This is a genomic window from Lysinibacillus irui, assembly GCF_028877475.1.
GTDB classification, from domain to species: Bacteria; Bacillota; Bacilli; order Bacillales_A; family Planococcaceae; genus Lysinibacillus; species Lysinibacillus irui.
Genome location: NZ_CP113527.1, coordinates 1,183,379 through 1,201,112, shown reverse-complemented (window position 1 = coordinate 1,201,112; position 17,734 = coordinate 1,183,379). Strand labels below are relative to the sequence as shown.

Below are 17,734 nucleotides of genomic sequence, written 5' to 3'. Positions count from 1 at the left end.
TATTCTATAACCTTCAAGCCCTTTTCTTCAGTTTGCTTTGTTAATTCCACTTGCATTGGGGATTTTCATTTATATCATGATAAAAAAGAACTGGCAAAAGTATTTCTTTCATTCTTTTAAAAAGAATCAACTCTTCATCCTCTTACCACTACTTTTCATTTTATTATTATCTTAGTGAGCGCAAAAGGCTTAAATTTGACTTCTATGAGCAATGTCATTGCTATGTTCTTGATGCAATTGCTTATTATAGCATTTATCGAAGAAACTATATTTAGGGGCATTTTGCTTAGAATGCTACTGACTAAAGGAGTAGCTACTGCTGTATGGGTTTCTAGTATTTTGTTTGGCGTCACACATGCCCTTCAGTTGCTTGGAGGTCAATCCTTAGAAGACACCATTATACAAATCATCTATGCACTATTAGTAGGTTCTTGTTCTATCATTGCTTATCTTAGATGGTCAATCCATTATTGTAACAATTCTTTTCCATGGGTTTAATAATTCCTTTAACTTCATGGGCAATGAAGAAAGCTCTATGACGAGTGCTTATCTCATTATTTTTTGTGCTCTTTGTCTATATGCTCTTTTTATGGAGACGTGTAAAAAAGGCCACTCAATTAATTTTATGAAAAATGTCAAGTCTACCCTGTAAAATAAAAGATAAGTGAATGTATAATAGATTATCTTTAATATTATACATGATAATTGGTACATTACTTTTATTTAGTGGTGTACTATTTTGTATAGTTGTCCTCTTATACACTATTCCTAATTCCTTTTATATTTAAAAAGAGAACTTATGAGAATAATGAACCATTTAAACATCTAAAGAAAAAACCTTTTAGGATAAATAACTTAGTGGAGGGACCACCTCACAAATCTCACTCTCTTCAAGAAATTTAGTAACTATATTTGTATGCGAAGCACCTACTATAAATAAAATACGTTCCTCTTCCGTATCAATTAGACGGGTTAAATTAGCAAACATAATCAAATTCCTCTTATACCACCAACTTAGCCAGTCCATACCAACATATTTATTAAGACCACCAATACGTGCAATATTTACATACATTTTATGCAATTTATTAAGAAAAATGGGAGCGTTTAATGCTTTATAATAATCTATTATACTTTTATCTTCCGACAATTCAGGAAATACAAGACCCTCAAATATTTCATTTAAAAGTTCTGGTTGATTTTCTTTTGCCCAACTTTCAACTTCTGCATAACCCATGTCCGATTTACCCATCCAATCGGTTGGATAAATTTGTTCATGCCCCATCTTTAAACCTAATCGGAAGCCTACTTGAAATATTTCATTCATCTCTAATTTATGTACACCTGATTTATACTGTTTATATTTCTCATTACAATATTCACTTTCCTCTGGTACCATTTCAACTGCAATCTTCGTTGGTTTAAACCTTGCCAGTTTAGATACTAGGTCCACTATTTCATTTTGCCTTCTTTCAGAATTTAAACCTTCATGTTCAGACATATGAAAAGTTCCAAGTATAAGGACTTTCGCTTTTTCTACATTCATTGAGAATCCTCCCTTTATTCATTAACCTGCATCGTTAGTTTAAGTAAGTTATTTCGCAGTCTAAAGTAAACTCTAACACAAATAACCATTTTATTGAAATTGATTTTAAACAATCTGTCCCATTATTGAAAAAGTCAAGTAAGTATAAGGGTAGCCAGATTTTTGACCTTTTTGTTTTTGGTCATATTATAACGGTAGTCAGGGTAGAAGGTAGCGCCCGTGGGACCCGTTCCCGTCCGCAAAAGTATAAGGATTTTTTATTTATTCAAAGTTTATGTAATTATAAAAATAATAATAATTAGCGCATTATGATAATGCTTAAGGCTTTCGTTTTGTATTACAAATTGCACTTTCAGTTAATTGTCGTTCTTCTTTGTACACGCCTCGCCTTCCCTTTAATAAATTTTCTTCAGGGTTAATAGGTCCGAATTAAGACCCCATATACTATAAGGATTGGTAGTATTTTCTTTCATAAAGAAACCTCAAAAAAGCTTAGGAATACTTCCTAAGCTTTTCGACGTTTCACGAATAACTGATTATTAACGTTCTTACAACTTTTGCATTTGGAGAATGGCCTCCAAATCAATCAAAAATAGCAAGATTACTATAGTCATTTAAAATTACTTGACACTAGGCAGCTACTTCAATAGTACATAGCTGTAACATAATTTATCTTCAAGAACGTTGGAAAGAAGTTAAATTTCCCTATCCCATGGACAAAAATTACATGCTATAGCATATAGTGTTAAGAAAAATCCTTTATAAATAGCAAAATATCTATAGGGTCAGGTATTAGTAACGAGTATCATATAATTTGTTTAATAACGATTTTAATTGTTGGATTTCTCCCTTGCTTAAATTACTCGAAACGACATGATGAGCATCTTTGACTACAGAAAGAATTGTTTTTTTTATCTCTTCACCTTTTTCAGTTAGGAAAAGATAATGCGAACGTCTGTCTTGCTCATTAAAAACCTTTTTTACAATACTCTTTCTCTCCATTGAATGTATCATTCTTACAACAGTTGTTTGATTTTTATCAATTGCTTCTGCCAACTCTTTTTGAGTAGTGCCTCTTTGGCTACTAAGAACACTAATGATACTCCATTGTTCTGGGGTAATTCCATAAGGTTTCAACACCTTAGTAAAATAATTTGTCATTTTTACATCAGTACGATGAATAAGATACCCTAATAAATCATGTAAATCCATATAACACCTCTTTATATGCTATAGCATATATTTTATCTACCTTATAGAAAAAATTCAATCAATCTCATACATTATTGAAGGAATTACCAATTTAATAAATTCTTCTGGTGGTACTGTACTATTCCTTCCCCATTCTAAAGATGCTCCGTAAATTCCCCAACTTAACATGGTAGTAGTAAGCTTTAGGGCTTCCTTATCTTTAGTAGGGTGTTGATTCAACAACATTTTGTAAAATATGATTTCAAGCTGTTCCCTAATAATACGAGCAATAGTATCTTCGTAACCTCTATGGCAACGATGGGATAATGACTTATGGAAATTTGTAATTGCTTTGAAAATGTTCACTAATGCTTCTTCATTTAGTTCGTTATTTTGGTAGTATTCACAATCCAAATTAACTAACAATACCTCCGATAATACCTTTTCCAATAAGTCATATATATCCTTAAAATGATAATAAAAAGTTGCACGATTAATCATGGCTTCTATTGTTATATCCTTTATGGTAATATCCTTAAATTCCTTTTTCCCTGAAAGTTCAATGAAAGAATCCATAATTAATTTACGAGTACGTAAAACCCGAAGGTCCGTCTTCGATTGCGTCATATGTTTCCACTCCTATTTTTTCAACAAAATCTTAAATGTGTTGTATAAACAACAAATCCATAAAATTATTGGTTTTGATCTTGTTCATTATGACTTAAAATTCAATTGCAATGCAAATAAAGTAATTTGCTGTTATCTTGTTGACAAATTTGTGACAAGGGAATAGAATTTATTTGCAATTAAAATATCTTGAATTCAAGATAATTAAGAAGGAGTTTTTTATATGATTATCGATTGGTCAGTTACAGCTGTCTATAACACCATCATGTCAGTATCAGCTGGGATTGGATTATTACTAATTATTCGATTTGGTTCCCATTTAGCTAAAGAAAAAGTGGGACAACTAGAAGGTTGGGCAATAGGATTTGGAATACCAGGGTTTATATTAACACTAACAGGAGCTCATATGACCCTTACTTGGCCATTGTCAAAGATTGGCTTCCCATTTGATGATATTATATTCGGTGAGACTTCACTAGCTTTTGGCATTCTGCTTCTGGCTGTATCAGTCTTATTATGGAGAAAATCTAATCTATATTTAAAACAAGGTATAAATATGAACGATTCAAAAATAGTTTCCAATACTTTAAGTAAGGAATTGCCATATTTGATAAAACCATTATCTTATTTTGCTGCGGCAATGGGGCTAGCACTTATTTCAATCGCATTTGCAGGTATCGGATTCCAACTATTCGCAGCTCCACCAGAAGAACCAATATCAGGCGCCTTTGCGGATTACCCAATGCTAGAGGCAACTTTTATGTCAGGATTATTTGCGATTATAGGGATTGGAGCAGTATTATTTCCTTTTGCCTTAAACAAAAACGCAAATCCAAACTTTGCTAAAGTTATTAAATTCCTTTGGACAGTAGCAGGTATCGCCTTTGTTTTATTTGGAGCAATGAATTACTTTACACATATTGGTTTGATCGTAAATACAATGCCTAAATAGTATTGATATAGCTTTATAATAAAGTTTGGTTGTGAATTTTCTACAGTTAGGAATTCTCCCCCAACAAAAAACTCACCCGTTACGGGGCACCTGCCCAACCGAATAATAAAAGCTTAGGAACTAAATCCTAAGCTTTTCATTATTTTATTCTCTTAATAGTGGGTAACGCTCGAATTAAAATCGTCAAATGAAGATGGATCGGCATGATAGAAGATAACGTCACTTTCCTACAGATTAAACGTATGTCCATAGCTGTCAACAAAACTATTCTTGTAGCCCTCCATACCTGTCCACTGGCTCATATAGTGAACTTTCTAGAAGAAAAGATACAGATTATTAAGATCGCCCTCTTGATTGTCTCATTTTCGAAATTCACTGTAGTAAAACCATCTCTTAAGAACAATGGATGATTTTCATTCAGCATCCCTACACGCCACGCTTCTTGAATATTCTAATTCTTTGGCACCACATATAGTTTAGCTGGTGAATATACTCTCCATGCCACGTTTGTTCTTTCGTAACGATTTCTTTCTTAAAGAACCGCTTTTATTTTGTTGTTATTTACTTAACAATCCTCGGCTCCGTTAATTCAAGAAGAACAGAACAGCTTATTTAACAAGAGCCTCGATTGTTTCTATATCTGTGATCAATTACTTTGCCTTAGGTTCTAGGTGCTTATTCCCCTACCATACCGTCGTTATCATTATCATGCATATATGGATATAACCAATGATCACTCGTTATTGGCATACTATAACCTGCTGCTTTTGCTTCTTTAATCGTTACTTGACCATTTCCATCTGTATCAATGCTAGAAATATCTTTAGTTCCATTCAAAGCATTGGACTTATTAGAACTTGTTGACTTATTTGAATTAGTTGATTTACTTTCAGTTAATCCAAGAGATTTATTTATTTCATCAGGGTTACCGTTATCAAACTCATCTACAATTTTACTCCCTTTTAAAGTGTAAGTGTATTTGTAATGAGAAGGAATCTGGGTTTCCGTATTAGGATATGTAATTATTGCTTCAAAATTAGTAGCTCCACCAGCTTTACGAATAGCATCTTCCATATATGCTTGATCACCATGGCGGTTAAGCGTACTATTTTGTGGGGTAATATTATAAGCATTTGATACCCCACCTAGAGAATCTGCAATAATATGTCCTTCATCTAAATCTGTTCTTTCAACACCAGGTACTTTTGCTTCATCAGCGTAGTATCTGCCAGACGATGTTACAGGCTCGGTACGATCATCTTGTAAAACGATTTTGTTTGCAATGACACGGACTAATTGCCCGTGTTCATTCGTAAAGGACCAATACTCTCGATCCCCAAAACCAATGTCTACGACCACGTTAGGTTCGCGATGTCCAGACAAATCACCACCGTCAACTTCAATTAGTTTGTAACCTTTGAACAGTGAATCTTTTGATTGAGTTGATGTTTCCTCTACTACTTGTTTTTCAGTCGTAGTATTTTCTTTATCACTATTTTTTGTTGTTACTTCTTGTAATTCAGCTTTTCCATCAGTATTCGATGCATCTTCTACGTTAGTACAACCAACTATAAAGATGGCATTTAGTAGTAAGATTAAATAGCTTATTTTCTTTTTCATTTTAGGACTCCTTCTAATTTTTCACTAAATTTTCTAGAGATTTTTGATTAAAACATAAATTAACATTGTTAACCTATTTAAAATAGTATATTACAATATTAATTTTATTACAGTAGATACTTAGTTCGATATGTAGTGTTAAATTCAAATAAAAACAATTTAATTTTAGTAAAAACAACAAAGAACCCTAACTAGGGGATTTCACTGAAGACAAAACTAAAAGAAAGTCAAAATAAAACTCTAATTAAGATTAATATAGGAGAAAAAATCGAGTAAAGGACATCAAAATTACCCTTTAAAAAGCCACCCTTTACTTTAAGTACTAAAAATTCTCAAGCCTTAAAAATTCTAAACGACTTCTGAAATCTCTGTCTTAATAATAATTATGTTTTTTGGCTTTAAGTCTTCTATATCTTCTCTTTACTACAAGGTAAAGTAGCAAAGAGTTTTTCTAGTCATCATTAACTAAATCAGGGAAACTTAGTAAAAGATGTTTACAAACAACTTAAAGATGGATATAATTACAAAGTAATCAAAAAATTCTTAAGGAGGTCGAATGAAATGATCGTTATCGTTAAATTGATGTCATTGGTAGTTACAACTTCAGTAAAAATGAAACACACACATTCGACCAGATCGGAATGGATCGCTTAAGGTTTTTTATATTTAAGCATACCCATACCGCGGGGAGAAGTGTGCCCCTGCGGTATTTTTGTGCCTTTTTTCACCGTAGGGGAGTCTCTCTACGGTTTTTTTGTGGTAATTTAAGGAGGTGATAATAAATGATATTAAACATTTTTGCTCTCACGATAACCATTACAAAACGTGAGATCTCTCTTGAGAAAGCACTTCATGATGAATACGTGAAAAAAATCTTTGAAGAGAACCGAAGAAAAGTAGAAAATTATATTCGTATTCGTCAATTTTAATTTTGTTCTTTAAAAAACATGAAAGGTGGGAATTGAAATGATTTATTTAATTAAAAGACGACATGCAGTTTTATGGCTGGAGAAAGACACAACCACCAGATGAAGTAATATAAAGTGACAATATAGCTATTTAATTTTATAACCAGTAAAGCTAACCCGTTCTAATCTAGGACGGGTTGCTTCAGAAGGTATTCTGCACTTTTTTCAGCGATATTTTACACATACAACTTGATGTAGTTTAAGAAAATGCGGAATTACAATGTTAGGGAAATTCTAATTCTAAAAAGTGTAATTCCTCGATACTAAAATTAAATTTAGGAATTTTTTCTTAATTCCATTATTCTGCCCCGTTATCCATCCATGTAGCGCAAAAACAGCGCCCTTTAATGGGATAACTAAAATATGGGCTTATTCCTAAAATCGCTTATAGTTCTAAATAAGCTATGCAAGGTACTCATTGATTAGTTCGTACAGAAGGTTAGCTTTGCCACACTTTCTGTACTTTTTTATTCTTGTGAGTTAATTGGTATTGTTATTTCTAGTTCTGGAACGTATTGAATGACTGGGTCACCATTTTCATCCTCTTGATATGTTCCTTTTGAGTCGTCGTTATAAAGATAGATATACGGTTTGATTGTAATGGCTTTTGGTAAAGTTTCAAATGGATGTAACCGTAAATCCATGATGAAATCGCTATTTCCTTTATTTGTCTCACGGCGACCATTGCCATTAATTAGTTTTAGTTCATGCCCTTGTTCATCATAAACTTCGATACTTATTCCTTCCCGGAAATCTACAGAAGTTGATTTATCAAGCAAGGCTATTCTTGTCGTAATACTAGTTGTAATAGGAGTTAGCATAATTTGTTCAATAGTAAACCGATTATTCTTGTACTTTCTACTTATATTAGGTTGTAGGTTTACATAGTTACCAATATCACTCACTGGAATATCCATTTTAAAAGGTTCAGAGATCCCAGTTATTGTAGCAGATAATGTCAAATTAAATTGCTTTGGAAAAGGACTTCCACCTTGGTTTTTCAAATCTGCAAATTCAAGAATTACGGAATTCTTATCCTTACTTGGTTGTTCAGAAACACTACTAAAATTGGTGTGATTCAATGGTTCACCATTTAGTAAAAATTCAATATTACTCATTTGATCTGATAAACTTTCTTTTGAATATTCACCTTCTATATGATGGCGTTCAATCCCAATTACAACCCGTGTACCGTCATACACTACTTCTGTTACATTTAATGTAAAGCCTTCATGCGTAGCGCTTATATTCAATTTTGTTGAGAGTCCCTTTTCATCTGCGGCGTGTAAACCAAGATCCCCTGTAAATTTAAAAACAGATGATAATAAAGGCACTTCTTTCATCGTCGCAGCCATCGTTGGTGAAATTAAACCTGTAACAATAATCAAACTAAAAATCATTGCTACAGTTGCTGTAACTCCTAAATATTTCTTTACGTGAGATGGCTTTTCTTTACAAATTTTTTTCAATATACGCTTTTCCCATTTCTTTTTCTCGAAGTTTGTAAGGTTTTGTTCTTCATACTGTTCCAAATCTATATTCATATCATTTAAATCTTTATAAATAGACATATTCTCACTCCTCACACCCCATTTTTTTGAACTAAAATACTTTTAAGCTTTTTACGTCCTCTGGAAAGCTTGTTATAAACCCAAGACTCTTTCGCATCAAATTCTTTTGCTATTTCACTTGAAGGGGTTCCTTCTAAATAGTATTTTTCAAAGATTTTCCGCTCACCAGCTGACAATTGCTCAAGGAGTTCCTCAACGCAATTTTCTTCTGATGTTTGTTGTGCTTTTACCAAGCAATCATCAATTTCTGAAACTAAAAATTGCTGATTTTGTATGGTAATTTGTCTTCTTTGATAATCAATTGCTTTATACTTTGCAATCGCTGCAATCCAATGTTTGAATGAATTTTTCTTAGGATCAAAGGAATGAATATTATTCCATATCGATAATAAAACATCATCAAGGCATTCTTCATAATCTTGCTGCTGGTAATTTAAATGACGTTTAATGATTGCTGTAAGTAAACCACCATACTGATTAATAATAAAAGGAATTGCTTTTTCATTTTTTTTCTGTATGTGTTGTACAACATTGTTCTCTGTAATTTTCAATTGTTCACCCCGCTCAATGAATATTGGTACCTACTATGTAATACGAAATGAATACGATAAATCTATCACAAAAGAAAAAAATAATAACAGAAATATCAAATTTGAAAACCTACAATCCTTCACAATCTTATCTATACTCTAAGATAAAAATCCAATTTTTTTTAAGGTATTGTTCAACAATCTGGCCCTTAAATGGAAAAAGACACATTCCTTATTAAAGAAATGCGCCAGAACATTCCGTCCACTTATTACAGGGACGCTGCTTGGTTAGTAAGTAAACGTCTATATTATTGTTGAAACACTCCCACTAGTTGAATATTTCAATAGCCTTAGTGGTTTTTTCCCTTTCTTTCCAATCCTTTTTGTTAAGGGTGTAATGAAAATGAATTTGGTCTTCAATTTCAATTTCTCCCTTAATACGAAATCCGCACTTTTGGATAACTTTATTTGAGCCTAAATTGTGAGGTAGAACAACTGTATTAAGTAGCTCTACATCTGTATTCTCAAACAAATATTTTATCAATCCTTTTACTGCAGTTGTTGTGTATCCACGACAACTGTATTGCTTTGAAATTGCATAAACAATTTCTCGGTTTGGTTCACTTAGCTCTTCTTTAATACCTGTATTGCAGAAACCAATAAATTCTCCAGTTTCCTTCAATATAATTCCCAACTTTAAATAATTAGCACCACTAATATTAGGTACAGCTAACAAAAACTTTTTATTGTCTGGTATTTCATAATTCGTGACCCAGTTTAATCGTTGTTCTTTTGTTGAACGCCAATCTGGCAGAAAATTATAAACTTCAGGTTGTGAAGTAAGCTCATAAATAGCATCAGCATCTTCAATTCTAAATTCTCTCAGTAATATGTCACCACAATCTATTGTAAATAAATTGTTCATATCTATCCCCCCTATTCATTTTTTTTGCACAAAAAACAATTCCTTAAGTAACAATGTCCGCCCAATATATACTTCCACTTCAGTTAAATAATCTAGATAAACTACGCTTAGGTCTCAAAAATCAATTACTGGTTCCCCTTACCTTTTATAAGAGTTGATTAGATTATATCTGACTTACATTACTTGAAAAAACCTCAAACTTATTTCATAAAAAAAAATAAGCCAATGCGGCATAAAACCACATTGGCTTAATTTAAAAATTCGTTCTTTTTCTTTTTTCTTTTAATACAATTCTTTGAATACTTTTTGATGACAAATAATATTTTTCACACAAAGAAGCTATATTCAACCCCGATAGATAATCATTATATATATTAGAATTTCTTAGATCCAATTCTCCTCTGGTTGCAGTACTGGACCCCCAACTCTTTTTATTATCTTTTCTTCGTGGGATATAAATATATTCACCATCAATATATTTCTGTATTAACTCCACCAACTCAGTTGGAAGTATATGCTTTGCTTTTTTATAGCTCATTTTTGCACTCCTAAATTTTTAGTATTTCTTTTAGGAAGAGCAAAGGCTACTTTCAATTAATTTATTATGCAATAGCCTTTGCTATGCAAAAAAAGTATACCTTCTCATACACTCAATCCTCCTTGCAATTTTAGATTTTAATACAATTTCGCTTTACATTTAATACATATTATACCATCTCTATTTTTGATTTATAAGATTTCAATCCGTTATTCTGATTCAAAAATTAGTTGTTTCAAAATAAATATTAACACTTTATTGTTAAACGAACCTACTTCGTTAGTTTAAGTACATTACTTCGAAATCGTTTTTACATAAATATCAAATAAAAAAATTATCTAACCTCTAAAAAATATATAGAGGAGAGCCGTACAAATTATCGATCTTTATTATAAATAATCAATCTTTATTACAAAGCTACAGGTTTATTTTATTCAACAATATTGCCCTATTGCAGAAAAAGGCACAATTCATCTTCAACAAATGCGCCCGATTATTGAAGATATTTTCGAAACGATAATGAAAATAAATATTAAATAAAGGAAATATTCTCTTGAAAGTAGAATATTACCCTACAACCATAATTAACTATTCCAATGAGGAGGATTCTTGTGCGTCCACGACCATTATTTATTGAAAATCCAGAGCATGATAGGTATGTTAGTCTTGTGCCAGATGGAGATATTGAAGAAATACTGAATAAGCAACGAACTAAGACCCTTAGCCTCTTAGGCAGCGTATCAGAGGAGTTTGCAAGCAAGACGTACGCACCAGGGAAATGGACTTTAAAAGAAGTGATTGGGCATATGACCGACTCGGAACGTGTGATGTCTTATCGAATGCTTGCCATTGCACGAAATGAAGGTGAATCACTCCCATCAATGGATCAAGATCAATACGTTTCTGCGGCAAACTTCAACAAATTATCTTGGGGACAGTTACTAGCTGGTTTAGACATGGTACGCTCCAATACGTTAAGCCTGATTTCAACTATTGATGAAGCTGCGTGGGTTCGTAATGGAACTGTAATGAACAGCCCAGTTTCGGTAGGTACCATTGCATATGGCATTGCCGGGCACGAGTTACACCATATGAAAGTGATTAGTGATAAATACTTATAAGTCTCTTTCTATTAATGAAAAAACCTAATTTCTCATTTTTAATACTGAGAAATTAGATTTTTTAATAGTGAAACTTCCTTTGCGTTATAAATCCACTGTTTTCCTGACGCTATCTCTATTTATAAATTCCTATTTTATATAATTTCTTATTCAATTATATGGCCCTATAACAAAAAAACACCCATTTCTACATGAGTGTCTTAATTGAATGAAAGTTTTTAAAAGTATTTACTGTATAAATCCTGTCTTAGCTTTCCGCTTAGCTGAGTGTATATCTTTGTAGTCTGACTCTTTTCATGACCCAGTAAACTTTGAATTACATCAATTGGCGCACCGTTTTTCCCCCGGCTATCTGTCCCCTTCTGAAATAGAGACTGTGTAAAAATTCTTGCTGTTCACGCGAGCAATCACCTGACAGCGACTTCTCGGCCAATCGCAGCATTGCGCTAAGCAGCTATTCCAATCAGCAATTTCTTGATGTTGCAGTAACTCTTTGTCAATCATCGTATCCACGATATTGACCAACCGCTCATCATCTTCATCACTAAAAATATGTATTCCATTAAGTAGCATGCCAGAAATAGCGACAAGAACCTCACGTAGCATCGCAACGCTGCTTTCCTCGCACTGCACCAACTCAACAAAAACATCTGCACCGTGAGATGCGCCGTGAGCCCAGCCTCCTACTGAAAGGTAACCCCGCAGATCCTTCTCATCATTGTAATAACGGAGCATTGCTTGCATTAATTGCTTATTTTCTTCTTGATTTAAAAATGGATTTTGTCTGTGGCGTTGTATAATCAAAGCAATAGGCAAGGCAGAAAACGTCCTTGTAAACCCAAATTATCCCTCCTCGGATTGTTAGACAGATAAAGGTTAATTAAGTTACCTATTTGTTCCATAAAGTGTCACTATTTATGAAGAAAGATGCTTTCCTTATTTCAGAAAAATGGCCCTTTAAAAGAAAAAGACGTGTTTCTAAATAAACGCACCCGTTCGTTGAACAAACAAGTTTTCCAGTCATCCCTGTACATGTTTTCTAACCATTTCAATAAACGCTTTGACCGCAGGAGACAGCCATTTGTTCTTATGATACATCAAATAAGTAGCAATTTTACAACCGGTTTGATACTCCATCCCCGATAATTTTTTTTCACTAAGCTCATTTTCCACCGTAACGTATGGTAGCATGGATATTCCAAGTCCACTGATTATTGATTGTTTGATGGCCTCAATACTCCAGAATTCAATTGTCGATTTTGAAGGAATATTATATTCCTGAATAAACTGTTCAAACAGAAACCGATAGCTGCACCCCTTCTCTGTGTAAAGTAAATTGCTACATTTATTATTCCAATCAAAATCATTCGGATACAAAAACATCATCCGTTCATCCCAAAGTTTTTCTGTCAGTATGTCTACATCATTTAATTCATTTCCCAATAAAAACGAGATATCTGCATTCCCAGTAATTAATTCTTCTTTAAAATTCAATGGATCTAAATGATGCCATTCAATATTTACATTTGGATATTTATCCTTAAATTCTTTAATTATCGGTGGAAAACGATAGATCAATAATGCTTCAGGGGCCGAAATAACAATATCTCCACCAACCTCTCCATTTACGGAAGTGACTTCTTTTATATCTTTGTAAAGTTGAAGCATTTTATTGGAATAGGGTAATAGTTGTTTTCCGGTTTCTGTTAAAATGATTTGTTTACCGATTCTATCGAAAAGTGGTTGATCGAGTTCAATTTCAAGGGATTTAATATGTGAAGTGATCGTTGATTGTGCATATCCTAGTTTGTCTGCAGCTTTTGTAAATCCACCAGTTTCAACTATCGTTTTAAAAGTTTTCAAATGGCGTATTTCCATTAACCAATTCCTCCTTCCAATCCATCAGAAAACATGATGGATATAATTCAAATTATCAATTTTATTAATTGAATGCAAATACTTATACTTGAAGCTATATTACATAAAGGCAGTGATAAATGATGAAAATAAATAAAGTAGGGATATTTTATGCTTTTATTTGGGCGAGTGGAGCAATCGCCACTAAGATAGGTCTTTTTTCAGCCAGCCCTTTGATTTTTGCTTCTGTACGATTGCTATGTGCAGGAGTTATACTGTTTTTGTTCGTATATATCTTCAGAAACTATCCATATCCTAAAGGGTCGGAATGGGCAAATTTAATAATACTTGGTATTTTAAATACAACTCTTTATGTTGGCTGCTCGTTCCTATCCCTTGCGTATGTGGATTCCACAATTTTCAATTTATTTATTACAATAAATCCATTTATTGTAGCTTTTCTTGCCTCCATTTTTCTTCATAGAAAGATAGGACAAAAAGAAATTCTAGGAATGGCCATTTCTGCATTTGGAATCATGATTGCTATTATTCCTTATTTAGAATCATTGAATGCCACATTATTTGGGCTAATTACTCTGGGAGTAGGAGTATTATCCATGGGCATTGGAAGTGTGTTTTATAGTAAAATACAACTGAATCTGCCTCAAATTGTCGTTAATACCTGGCAAATTATTTTCGGCAGTTTAATAGCAATCCCCTTTGTTTTCTTATTAGAGCCGGATTTTTATATTCAGTTTGATCCATATTTTTTGATCGGTCTATTTTGGCAGGTTGTTATGACTTCTATTATTGCTATGATCCTTTGGTTTTACCTGCTTAAATTTGATGCTGTTAGAGCAAATAATTTTTTATTTCTAACACCTATTTTCGGTTACATCTTATCGGCAATATTCTTAAATGAGATGCTTACTGTTTACCATTACGTGGGTGCTTTATTCGTTATTGCAGGTACGTTCTTTAGCCAGTCAATGAAAAAACGACAACATGGAAAAACATAGCTCGTCTAAATATCAAAGAAAAAATTTAAAAAAGTTGCATATCTAGTTATTTCTTGAAGTGAATTATTCTTTAAAACCTAACAAAAATCTTGGCTACTTACTTCACTATTAAGTATAACTGTTCCATTTGTATGGGACTTTCTTTCACTCGATATGGCAACACTTTCGAGCTGGCAACAGGTGTTAAGCCGGACTCTTGAAACTCATCTATATCTGGTGCAAATTCTATGGATGTTTCATGCATTTTCGTTAATTAAGCACATTTTCGATTTTAACAATTTCTCCTGTAATTGTAGGCTCTACATTTTCAGTAGAGAAACGTAGTAACTATTAAGCCCAAGAAATATGTATAAATTTAAAAACTTTTTAGTAAATTCATATAGTGGGGTTTTATTTTTATTGTTACGTTGAATGGAGGGGGAAGTTATTAAGAAGAAAATAATTATCATATTTTTAGTCTTAATATGTGTATTTTTCGCAGCTTGGAGGTTAAATAAACATGGTAGTATTTTGGAATCGACGGTTACTAAAAAAGTGGATAGAGAAGAATTTATTTCTGAAGGAGTAAATCCCGGAAATTCTAGTGATTATGACATTAAACTAACAATGGATAAGAACGAAAATTTGCAATTAGAAACAACTGCTTTAATCAAAAATTTATCTACCGATGATTGGGAACAATTAACTTTCTATTTTATACCAAATATATTTACAAAAAGTGTTTCACCCGAGCTGGAAAATCCCTCTACGGTTAATTTTCATAACATATCTATTGATGGAAAAAAAGTCGTTTACACATTAGAAAGAGATACTTTAAATATTCAACTTCCCCATAAGTTGAAACCTTATCAAGAAGTTAAAGTTTATTTTTCCTATGAACTCACCTTTCCTGAACAAGGCTTAAGATTTACAAAGAGTAATAATGGTAATTTTCATTTAGCTCAATTTTACCCAATGCTTGCAACATATAGGAACTCTCGGTGGAACAAGGAGTCTTACCAAGATAGAGGAGAGACTTACCATACTGGATTTAGTAATTTTAAATTAACATACGATATTCCGAAAGGTTTCACCTTTGTATCTTCATCTGATAAAGAAGTCTTTCCGAGTCCAAACGTTGGTTCCATTGAAGTAAAAAATATAAAGGAAATATTTGTCGCTATTTTAAAAGATCCTATACTTGTGGAAAATGATGGAGGCCCTTCCGTTAGAGTATTTGGATTTAATGAAAATAAAGAAAAACTATATCGAGAAATAGCAGATGAGGCTATAGCTGCAATAAACTATTTTGAAGAAATTATGGGGCCTTATCCTTTCAAACAATTTGATATTATAGTAGATGGAATGGGGATGGAATATCCAGGAATAGTTACAGTTGGTTCGATTTATAATACTGGTCCTAGTAATTCTCAAGAGCTAAAAAATATGGTGATACATGAAATTGCTCATCAATGGTTTTATGGGATCGTTAGCAACGATCCTTATAGTGATGCATGGTTAGATGAAGGTTTCGCAGTATTTGCAGCGAGTTTATTCGAATTTTCAAAATTGAAACAGACTAAAGATTATAATTCAATGTTCAGACCTAATCTTAATTTAGAGTTACCAATAAATTTACCTCTCGATCAATATGGATCCAACATGAGTTCCTATGTCTATGGAAAATCTGCCAGAAAGTTATGGGAATTATTTAAAGATAATGGAGAGGTTAAAGAAGCTGAAAAATTTTTAAGAAGCTATTACCATTTTTATAGATATAAAGAAGTTGATACTAGAGAATTTGTGAGATTCGTAAAATACTATTTTGATTTAAAAGATGATACCCTATTTGAGGGTTGGTTAGAACAAGAAAAATAAAACTAATATTTAAGAGAAGCAAAAAAGCACCCTTTAAGGCTACCTTGAACTTTAGATAAAAGGTATCTAGAAGAGTATTCTTGATACCTTTTTTGTCATTTTTATTTCTCTCATTTAGATTACTCTTTTTAGAAGTAACGTACCCTTTAACATCCTGCTCAGTTGGTTTAAGTGAAAATCTTCACAATTTCTTTGCCTATAACACTTTTCTTTAAATATGTTATTCAAGAAAATGGCCCTACAATACAAATGGGCACATTCTTAGGAAAGAAAGCGCCCGATTGTTCAAGCTTGTTATCTAACTAAATCACTCTATAGTTTAAGTGAAGCTGTTCACAAATTGTAATCAGTGTTTTAAGATCTCGGATAAAGCCTGTTCCTCACCATCTAACATCGAGGTAACGATTGTCATAAAATCTTCCGCTCCAATTTCAAAATGACCTCGACGGAATGTAAACCCCCAATTGCGATTTCCACTCGTAAAAGTGAGCTGGTTTAACAACAATGCAATCTTAACTTCTCGACAAGGAATATATCGAATATCTCTGCGAAATGGCACAAACGACTCCGACACTTGATGTTTGTAAGTTCCGTTGTCCGTAACCTGACCAATAGCAGTAAATGCTTGAACTGGCTTTCCTTTGGACATGTCTGTACGAGGAGAATAGTATATCAGCCAATCACCTGGAGACATTTTACGCAAAGGTGATGCCTTACCGTGACACAACTGTGCAAACCCACCTTCTTTGGCTAAATTCACATGAGAAGCGGATACAACGCCAATCCAATATCTGCTTTTCTGACTAGTTATAGTCGACATGACGAATCCCCCTACTCTTCAAATGCTAAACTCGTTTTCAACCGATCCAGTTGTAAAAAATGATGTCTGTAATGCATTTCAATTAACAAAAACCATTCCTGCGCGTTTAATGCACCGAACGCCGGATGAAGTATCTTGTTACTTTCAGGCGATTGATGTAGAACTGACTCTGTATTCCTCATCCTTTCCACTACACTGTGAAGTCCTTCTACCAAATGCTCCATGCTCTCTGGTGGTTGCGGAGTATAATTCGGCGAAGCAGGGACCTTAATACGAACAGCAGGAAATTGTTCTAGTTTAAATACAATCTTACCTTGCTCAGTTTTTTCCTTCGCTGGGTTCAATGTCGATTCACTGCCAACTAAACATTGCTCGACATTATGTAGATGCATGAAAGCAGATTGAATTAAATGTACATACATCTGTCCAATGGACCAATCTTCTTCGTTCAGCTTTCTATGTAATTTATCCATATTAAGTTTTGTTAGTTCTGCCAAATATCTTTCTACTGTAAGTTCAAATGACTTCAATACTTCCTTTGTACTTTTCATCCTTCAAGCAGCTCCTCTTCATCTTGGTATAATCACAGTAT

17 protein-coding genes and 2 pseudogenes are annotated in these 17,734 nt (G+C 33.1%); 6 read left to right on the top strand and 13 right to left on the bottom strand.

From position 1 onward, the window contains the following. Nucleotides 1-204 precede the first annotated feature (204 nt). Entirely contained in the window at nt 205-498 is a 294-nt protein-coding gene (locus tag OU989_RS05650; RefSeq protein WP_319023461.1) for a CPBP family intramembrane glutamic endopeptidase, read from the top strand. Between the two features lie 343 nt (nt 499-841). Here the strand turns inward: OU989_RS05650 and OU989_RS05645 are convergent, their stop codons facing one another. The 3 genes from OU989_RS05645 to OU989_RS05635 form a co-directional block, all read right to left on the bottom strand. Then, the gene (locus tag OU989_RS05645; protein ID WP_274796145.1) at nt 842-1,546 is read right to left on the bottom strand and encodes a DUF5694 domain-containing protein; all 705 of its coding nucleotides are present in this window, start codon (nt 1,544-1,546) and stop codon (nt 842-844) included. A 792-nt stretch (nt 1,547-2,338) separates the two neighbouring features. Next, entirely contained in the window at nt 2,339-2,758 is a 420-nt protein-coding gene (locus tag OU989_RS05640) for a MarR family winged helix-turn-helix transcriptional regulator (protein ID WP_274796144.1), read from the bottom strand. A gap of 54 nt (nt 2,759-2,812) precedes the next feature. Continuing rightward, nucleotides 2,813-3,364 (bottom strand): TetR/AcrR family transcriptional regulator, encoded by a 552-nt coding sequence (locus OU989_RS05635; RefSeq protein ID WP_274796143.1) that lies wholly within the window; start codon nt 3,362-3,364, stop codon nt 2,813-2,815. A gap of 223 nt (nt 3,365-3,587) precedes the next feature. On the opposite strand from OU989_RS05635, the gene OU989_RS05630 reads away from it, so the two are divergent. Beyond that, nucleotides 3,588-4,316 (top strand): DUF981 family protein, encoded by a 729-nt coding sequence (locus OU989_RS05630; RefSeq protein ID WP_274796142.1) that lies wholly within the window; start codon nt 3,588-3,590, stop codon nt 4,314-4,316. A gap of 675 nt (nt 4,317-4,991) precedes the next feature. Here the strand turns inward: OU989_RS05630 and OU989_RS05625 are convergent. Further along, nucleotides 4,992-5,936 (bottom strand): DNA/RNA non-specific endonuclease, encoded by a 945-nt coding sequence (locus tag OU989_RS05625; protein WP_274796141.1) that lies wholly within the window; start codon nt 5,934-5,936, stop codon nt 4,992-4,994. 782 nt (nt 5,937-6,718) lie between these two features. On the opposite strand from OU989_RS05625, the gene OU989_RS05620 reads away from it, so the two are divergent. Continuing rightward, nucleotides 6,719-6,865, top strand: a complete 147-nt coding sequence (locus OU989_RS05620; RefSeq protein ID WP_274796140.1) for a YrzI family small protein — start codon at nt 6,719-6,721, stop codon at nt 6,863-6,865. A gap of 506 nt (nt 6,866-7,371) precedes the next feature. Here OU989_RS05620 and OU989_RS05615 read toward each other — a convergent pair. The 4 genes from OU989_RS05615 to OU989_RS05600 form a co-directional block, all read right to left on the bottom strand. Further along, nucleotides 7,372-8,475 (bottom strand): DUF4179 domain-containing protein, encoded by a 1,104-nt coding sequence (locus tag OU989_RS05615; protein ID WP_274796139.1) that lies wholly within the window; start codon nt 8,473-8,475, stop codon nt 7,372-7,374. An 11-nt stretch (nt 8,476-8,486) separates the two neighbouring features. Then, nucleotides 8,487-9,026, bottom strand: a complete 540-nt coding sequence (locus OU989_RS05610; protein WP_274796138.1) for a sigma-70 family RNA polymerase sigma factor — start codon at nt 9,024-9,026, stop codon at nt 8,487-8,489. A 307-nt stretch (nt 9,027-9,333) separates the two neighbouring features. Next, nucleotides 9,334-9,930, bottom strand: a complete 597-nt coding sequence (locus OU989_RS05605) for a GNAT family N-acetyltransferase (protein ID WP_274796137.1) — start codon at nt 9,928-9,930, stop codon at nt 9,334-9,336. 253 nt (nt 9,931-10,183) lie between these two features. Next, entirely contained in the window at nt 10,184-10,468 is a 285-nt protein-coding gene (locus tag OU989_RS05600; protein WP_274796136.1) for a CD3324 family protein, read from the bottom strand. Between the two features lie 611 nt (nt 10,469-11,079). Here OU989_RS05600 and OU989_RS05595 point away from each other — a divergent pair. Continuing rightward, the gene (locus tag OU989_RS05595) at nt 11,080-11,589 is read left to right on the top strand and encodes a DinB family protein (RefSeq protein ID WP_274796135.1); all 510 of its coding nucleotides are present in this window, start codon (nt 11,080-11,082) and stop codon (nt 11,587-11,589) included. A 218-nt stretch (nt 11,590-11,807) separates the two neighbouring features. Here the strand turns inward: OU989_RS05595 and OU989_RS05590 are convergent. From OU989_RS05590 to OU989_RS05580, 3 genes and pseudogenes are all read right to left on the bottom strand, one after another. Beyond that, nucleotides 11,808-11,927, bottom strand: a pseudogene (locus tag OU989_RS05590) (integrase); the annotation flags it as partial. Further along, nucleotides 11,906-12,426 (bottom strand): annotated as a pseudogene (locus tag OU989_RS05585) (DUF2785 domain-containing protein); the annotation flags it as partial. The pseudogenes OU989_RS05585 and OU989_RS05590, both read right to left, overlap by 22 nt. A 183-nt stretch (nt 12,427-12,609) precedes the next feature. Continuing rightward, on the bottom strand, nt 12,610-13,467 hold the full coding sequence (locus OU989_RS05580; RefSeq protein WP_274796134.1) for a LysR family transcriptional regulator: 858 nt from the start codon (nt 13,465-13,467) through the stop codon (nt 12,610-12,612). Nucleotides 13,468-13,586: 119 nt separating this feature from the next. Between OU989_RS05580 and OU989_RS05575 the strand changes: the two genes are divergently transcribed. Further along, nucleotides 13,587-14,465, top strand: a complete 879-nt coding sequence (locus OU989_RS05575; protein ID WP_274796133.1) for a DMT family transporter — start codon at nt 13,587-13,589, stop codon at nt 14,463-14,465. Nucleotides 14,466-14,999: 534 nt separating this feature from the next. Continuing rightward, nucleotides 15,000-16,322: a M1 family metallopeptidase gene (locus OU989_RS05570; RefSeq protein WP_274796132.1), complete on the top strand. Its 1,323-nt coding sequence runs from the start codon at nt 15,000-15,002 to the stop codon at nt 16,320-16,322. 346 nt (nt 16,323-16,668) lie between these two features. Here OU989_RS05570 and OU989_RS05565 read toward each other — a convergent pair whose 3' ends face one another. Beyond that, the gene (locus OU989_RS05565; RefSeq protein WP_274796131.1) at nt 16,669-17,142 is read right to left on the bottom strand and encodes an EVE domain-containing protein; all 474 of its coding nucleotides are present in this window, start codon (nt 17,140-17,142) and stop codon (nt 16,669-16,671) included. 11 nt (nt 17,143-17,153) lie between these two features. Next, nucleotides 17,154-17,693 (bottom strand): DinB family protein, encoded by a 540-nt coding sequence (locus OU989_RS05560; protein ID WP_274796130.1) that lies wholly within the window; start codon nt 17,691-17,693, stop codon nt 17,154-17,156. Nucleotides 17,694-17,734 lie beyond the last annotated feature (41 nt).

Excerpts from the sequence above, each read along its gene's own strand:
- OU989_RS05650 (WP_319023461.1), top strand. The coding sequence starts at position 205 with ATGAGCAATGTCATTGCTATGTTCTTGATGCAATTGCTTATTATAGCA.
- OU989_RS05645 (WP_274796145.1), bottom strand. The coding sequence starts at position 1,546 with ATGAATGTAGAAAAAGCGAAAGTCCTTATACTTGGAACTTTTCATATG.
- OU989_RS05640 (WP_274796144.1), bottom strand. The coding sequence starts at position 2,758 with ATGGATTTACATGATTTATTAGGGTATCTTATTCATCGTACTGATGTA.
- OU989_RS05635 (WP_274796143.1), bottom strand. The coding sequence starts at position 3,364 with ATGACGCAATCGAAGACGGACCTTCGGGTTTTACGTACTCGTAAATTA.
- OU989_RS05630 (WP_274796142.1), top strand. The coding sequence starts at position 3,588 with ATGATTATCGATTGGTCAGTTACAGCTGTCTATAACACCATCATGTCA.
- OU989_RS05625 (WP_274796141.1), bottom strand. The coding sequence starts at position 5,936 with ATGAAAAAGAAAATAAGCTATTTAATCTTACTACTAAATGCCATCTTT.
- OU989_RS05620 (WP_274796140.1), top strand. The coding sequence starts at position 6,719 with ATGATATTAAACATTTTTGCTCTCACGATAACCATTACAAAACGTGAG.
- OU989_RS05615 (WP_274796139.1), bottom strand. The coding sequence starts at position 8,475 with ATGTCTATTTATAAAGATTTAAATGATATGAATATAGATTTGGAACAG.
- OU989_RS05605 (WP_274796137.1), bottom strand. The coding sequence starts at position 9,930 with ATGAACAATTTATTTACAATAGATTGTGGTGACATATTACTGAGAGAA.
- OU989_RS05600 (WP_274796136.1), bottom strand. The coding sequence starts at position 10,468 with ATGAGCTATAAAAAAGCAAAGCATATACTTCCAACTGAGTTGGTGGAG.
- OU989_RS05580 (WP_274796134.1), bottom strand. The coding sequence starts at position 13,467 with ATGGAAATACGCCATTTGAAAACTTTTAAAACGATAGTTGAAACTGGT.
- OU989_RS05575 (WP_274796133.1), top strand. The coding sequence starts at position 13,587 with ATGATGAAAATAAATAAAGTAGGGATATTTTATGCTTTTATTTGGGCG.
- OU989_RS05565 (WP_274796131.1), bottom strand. The coding sequence starts at position 17,142 with ATGTCGACTATAACTAGTCAGAAAAGCAGATATTGGATTGGCGTTGTA.
- OU989_RS05560 (WP_274796130.1), bottom strand. The coding sequence starts at position 17,693 with ATGAAAAGTACAAAGGAAGTATTGAAGTCATTTGAACTTACAGTAGAA.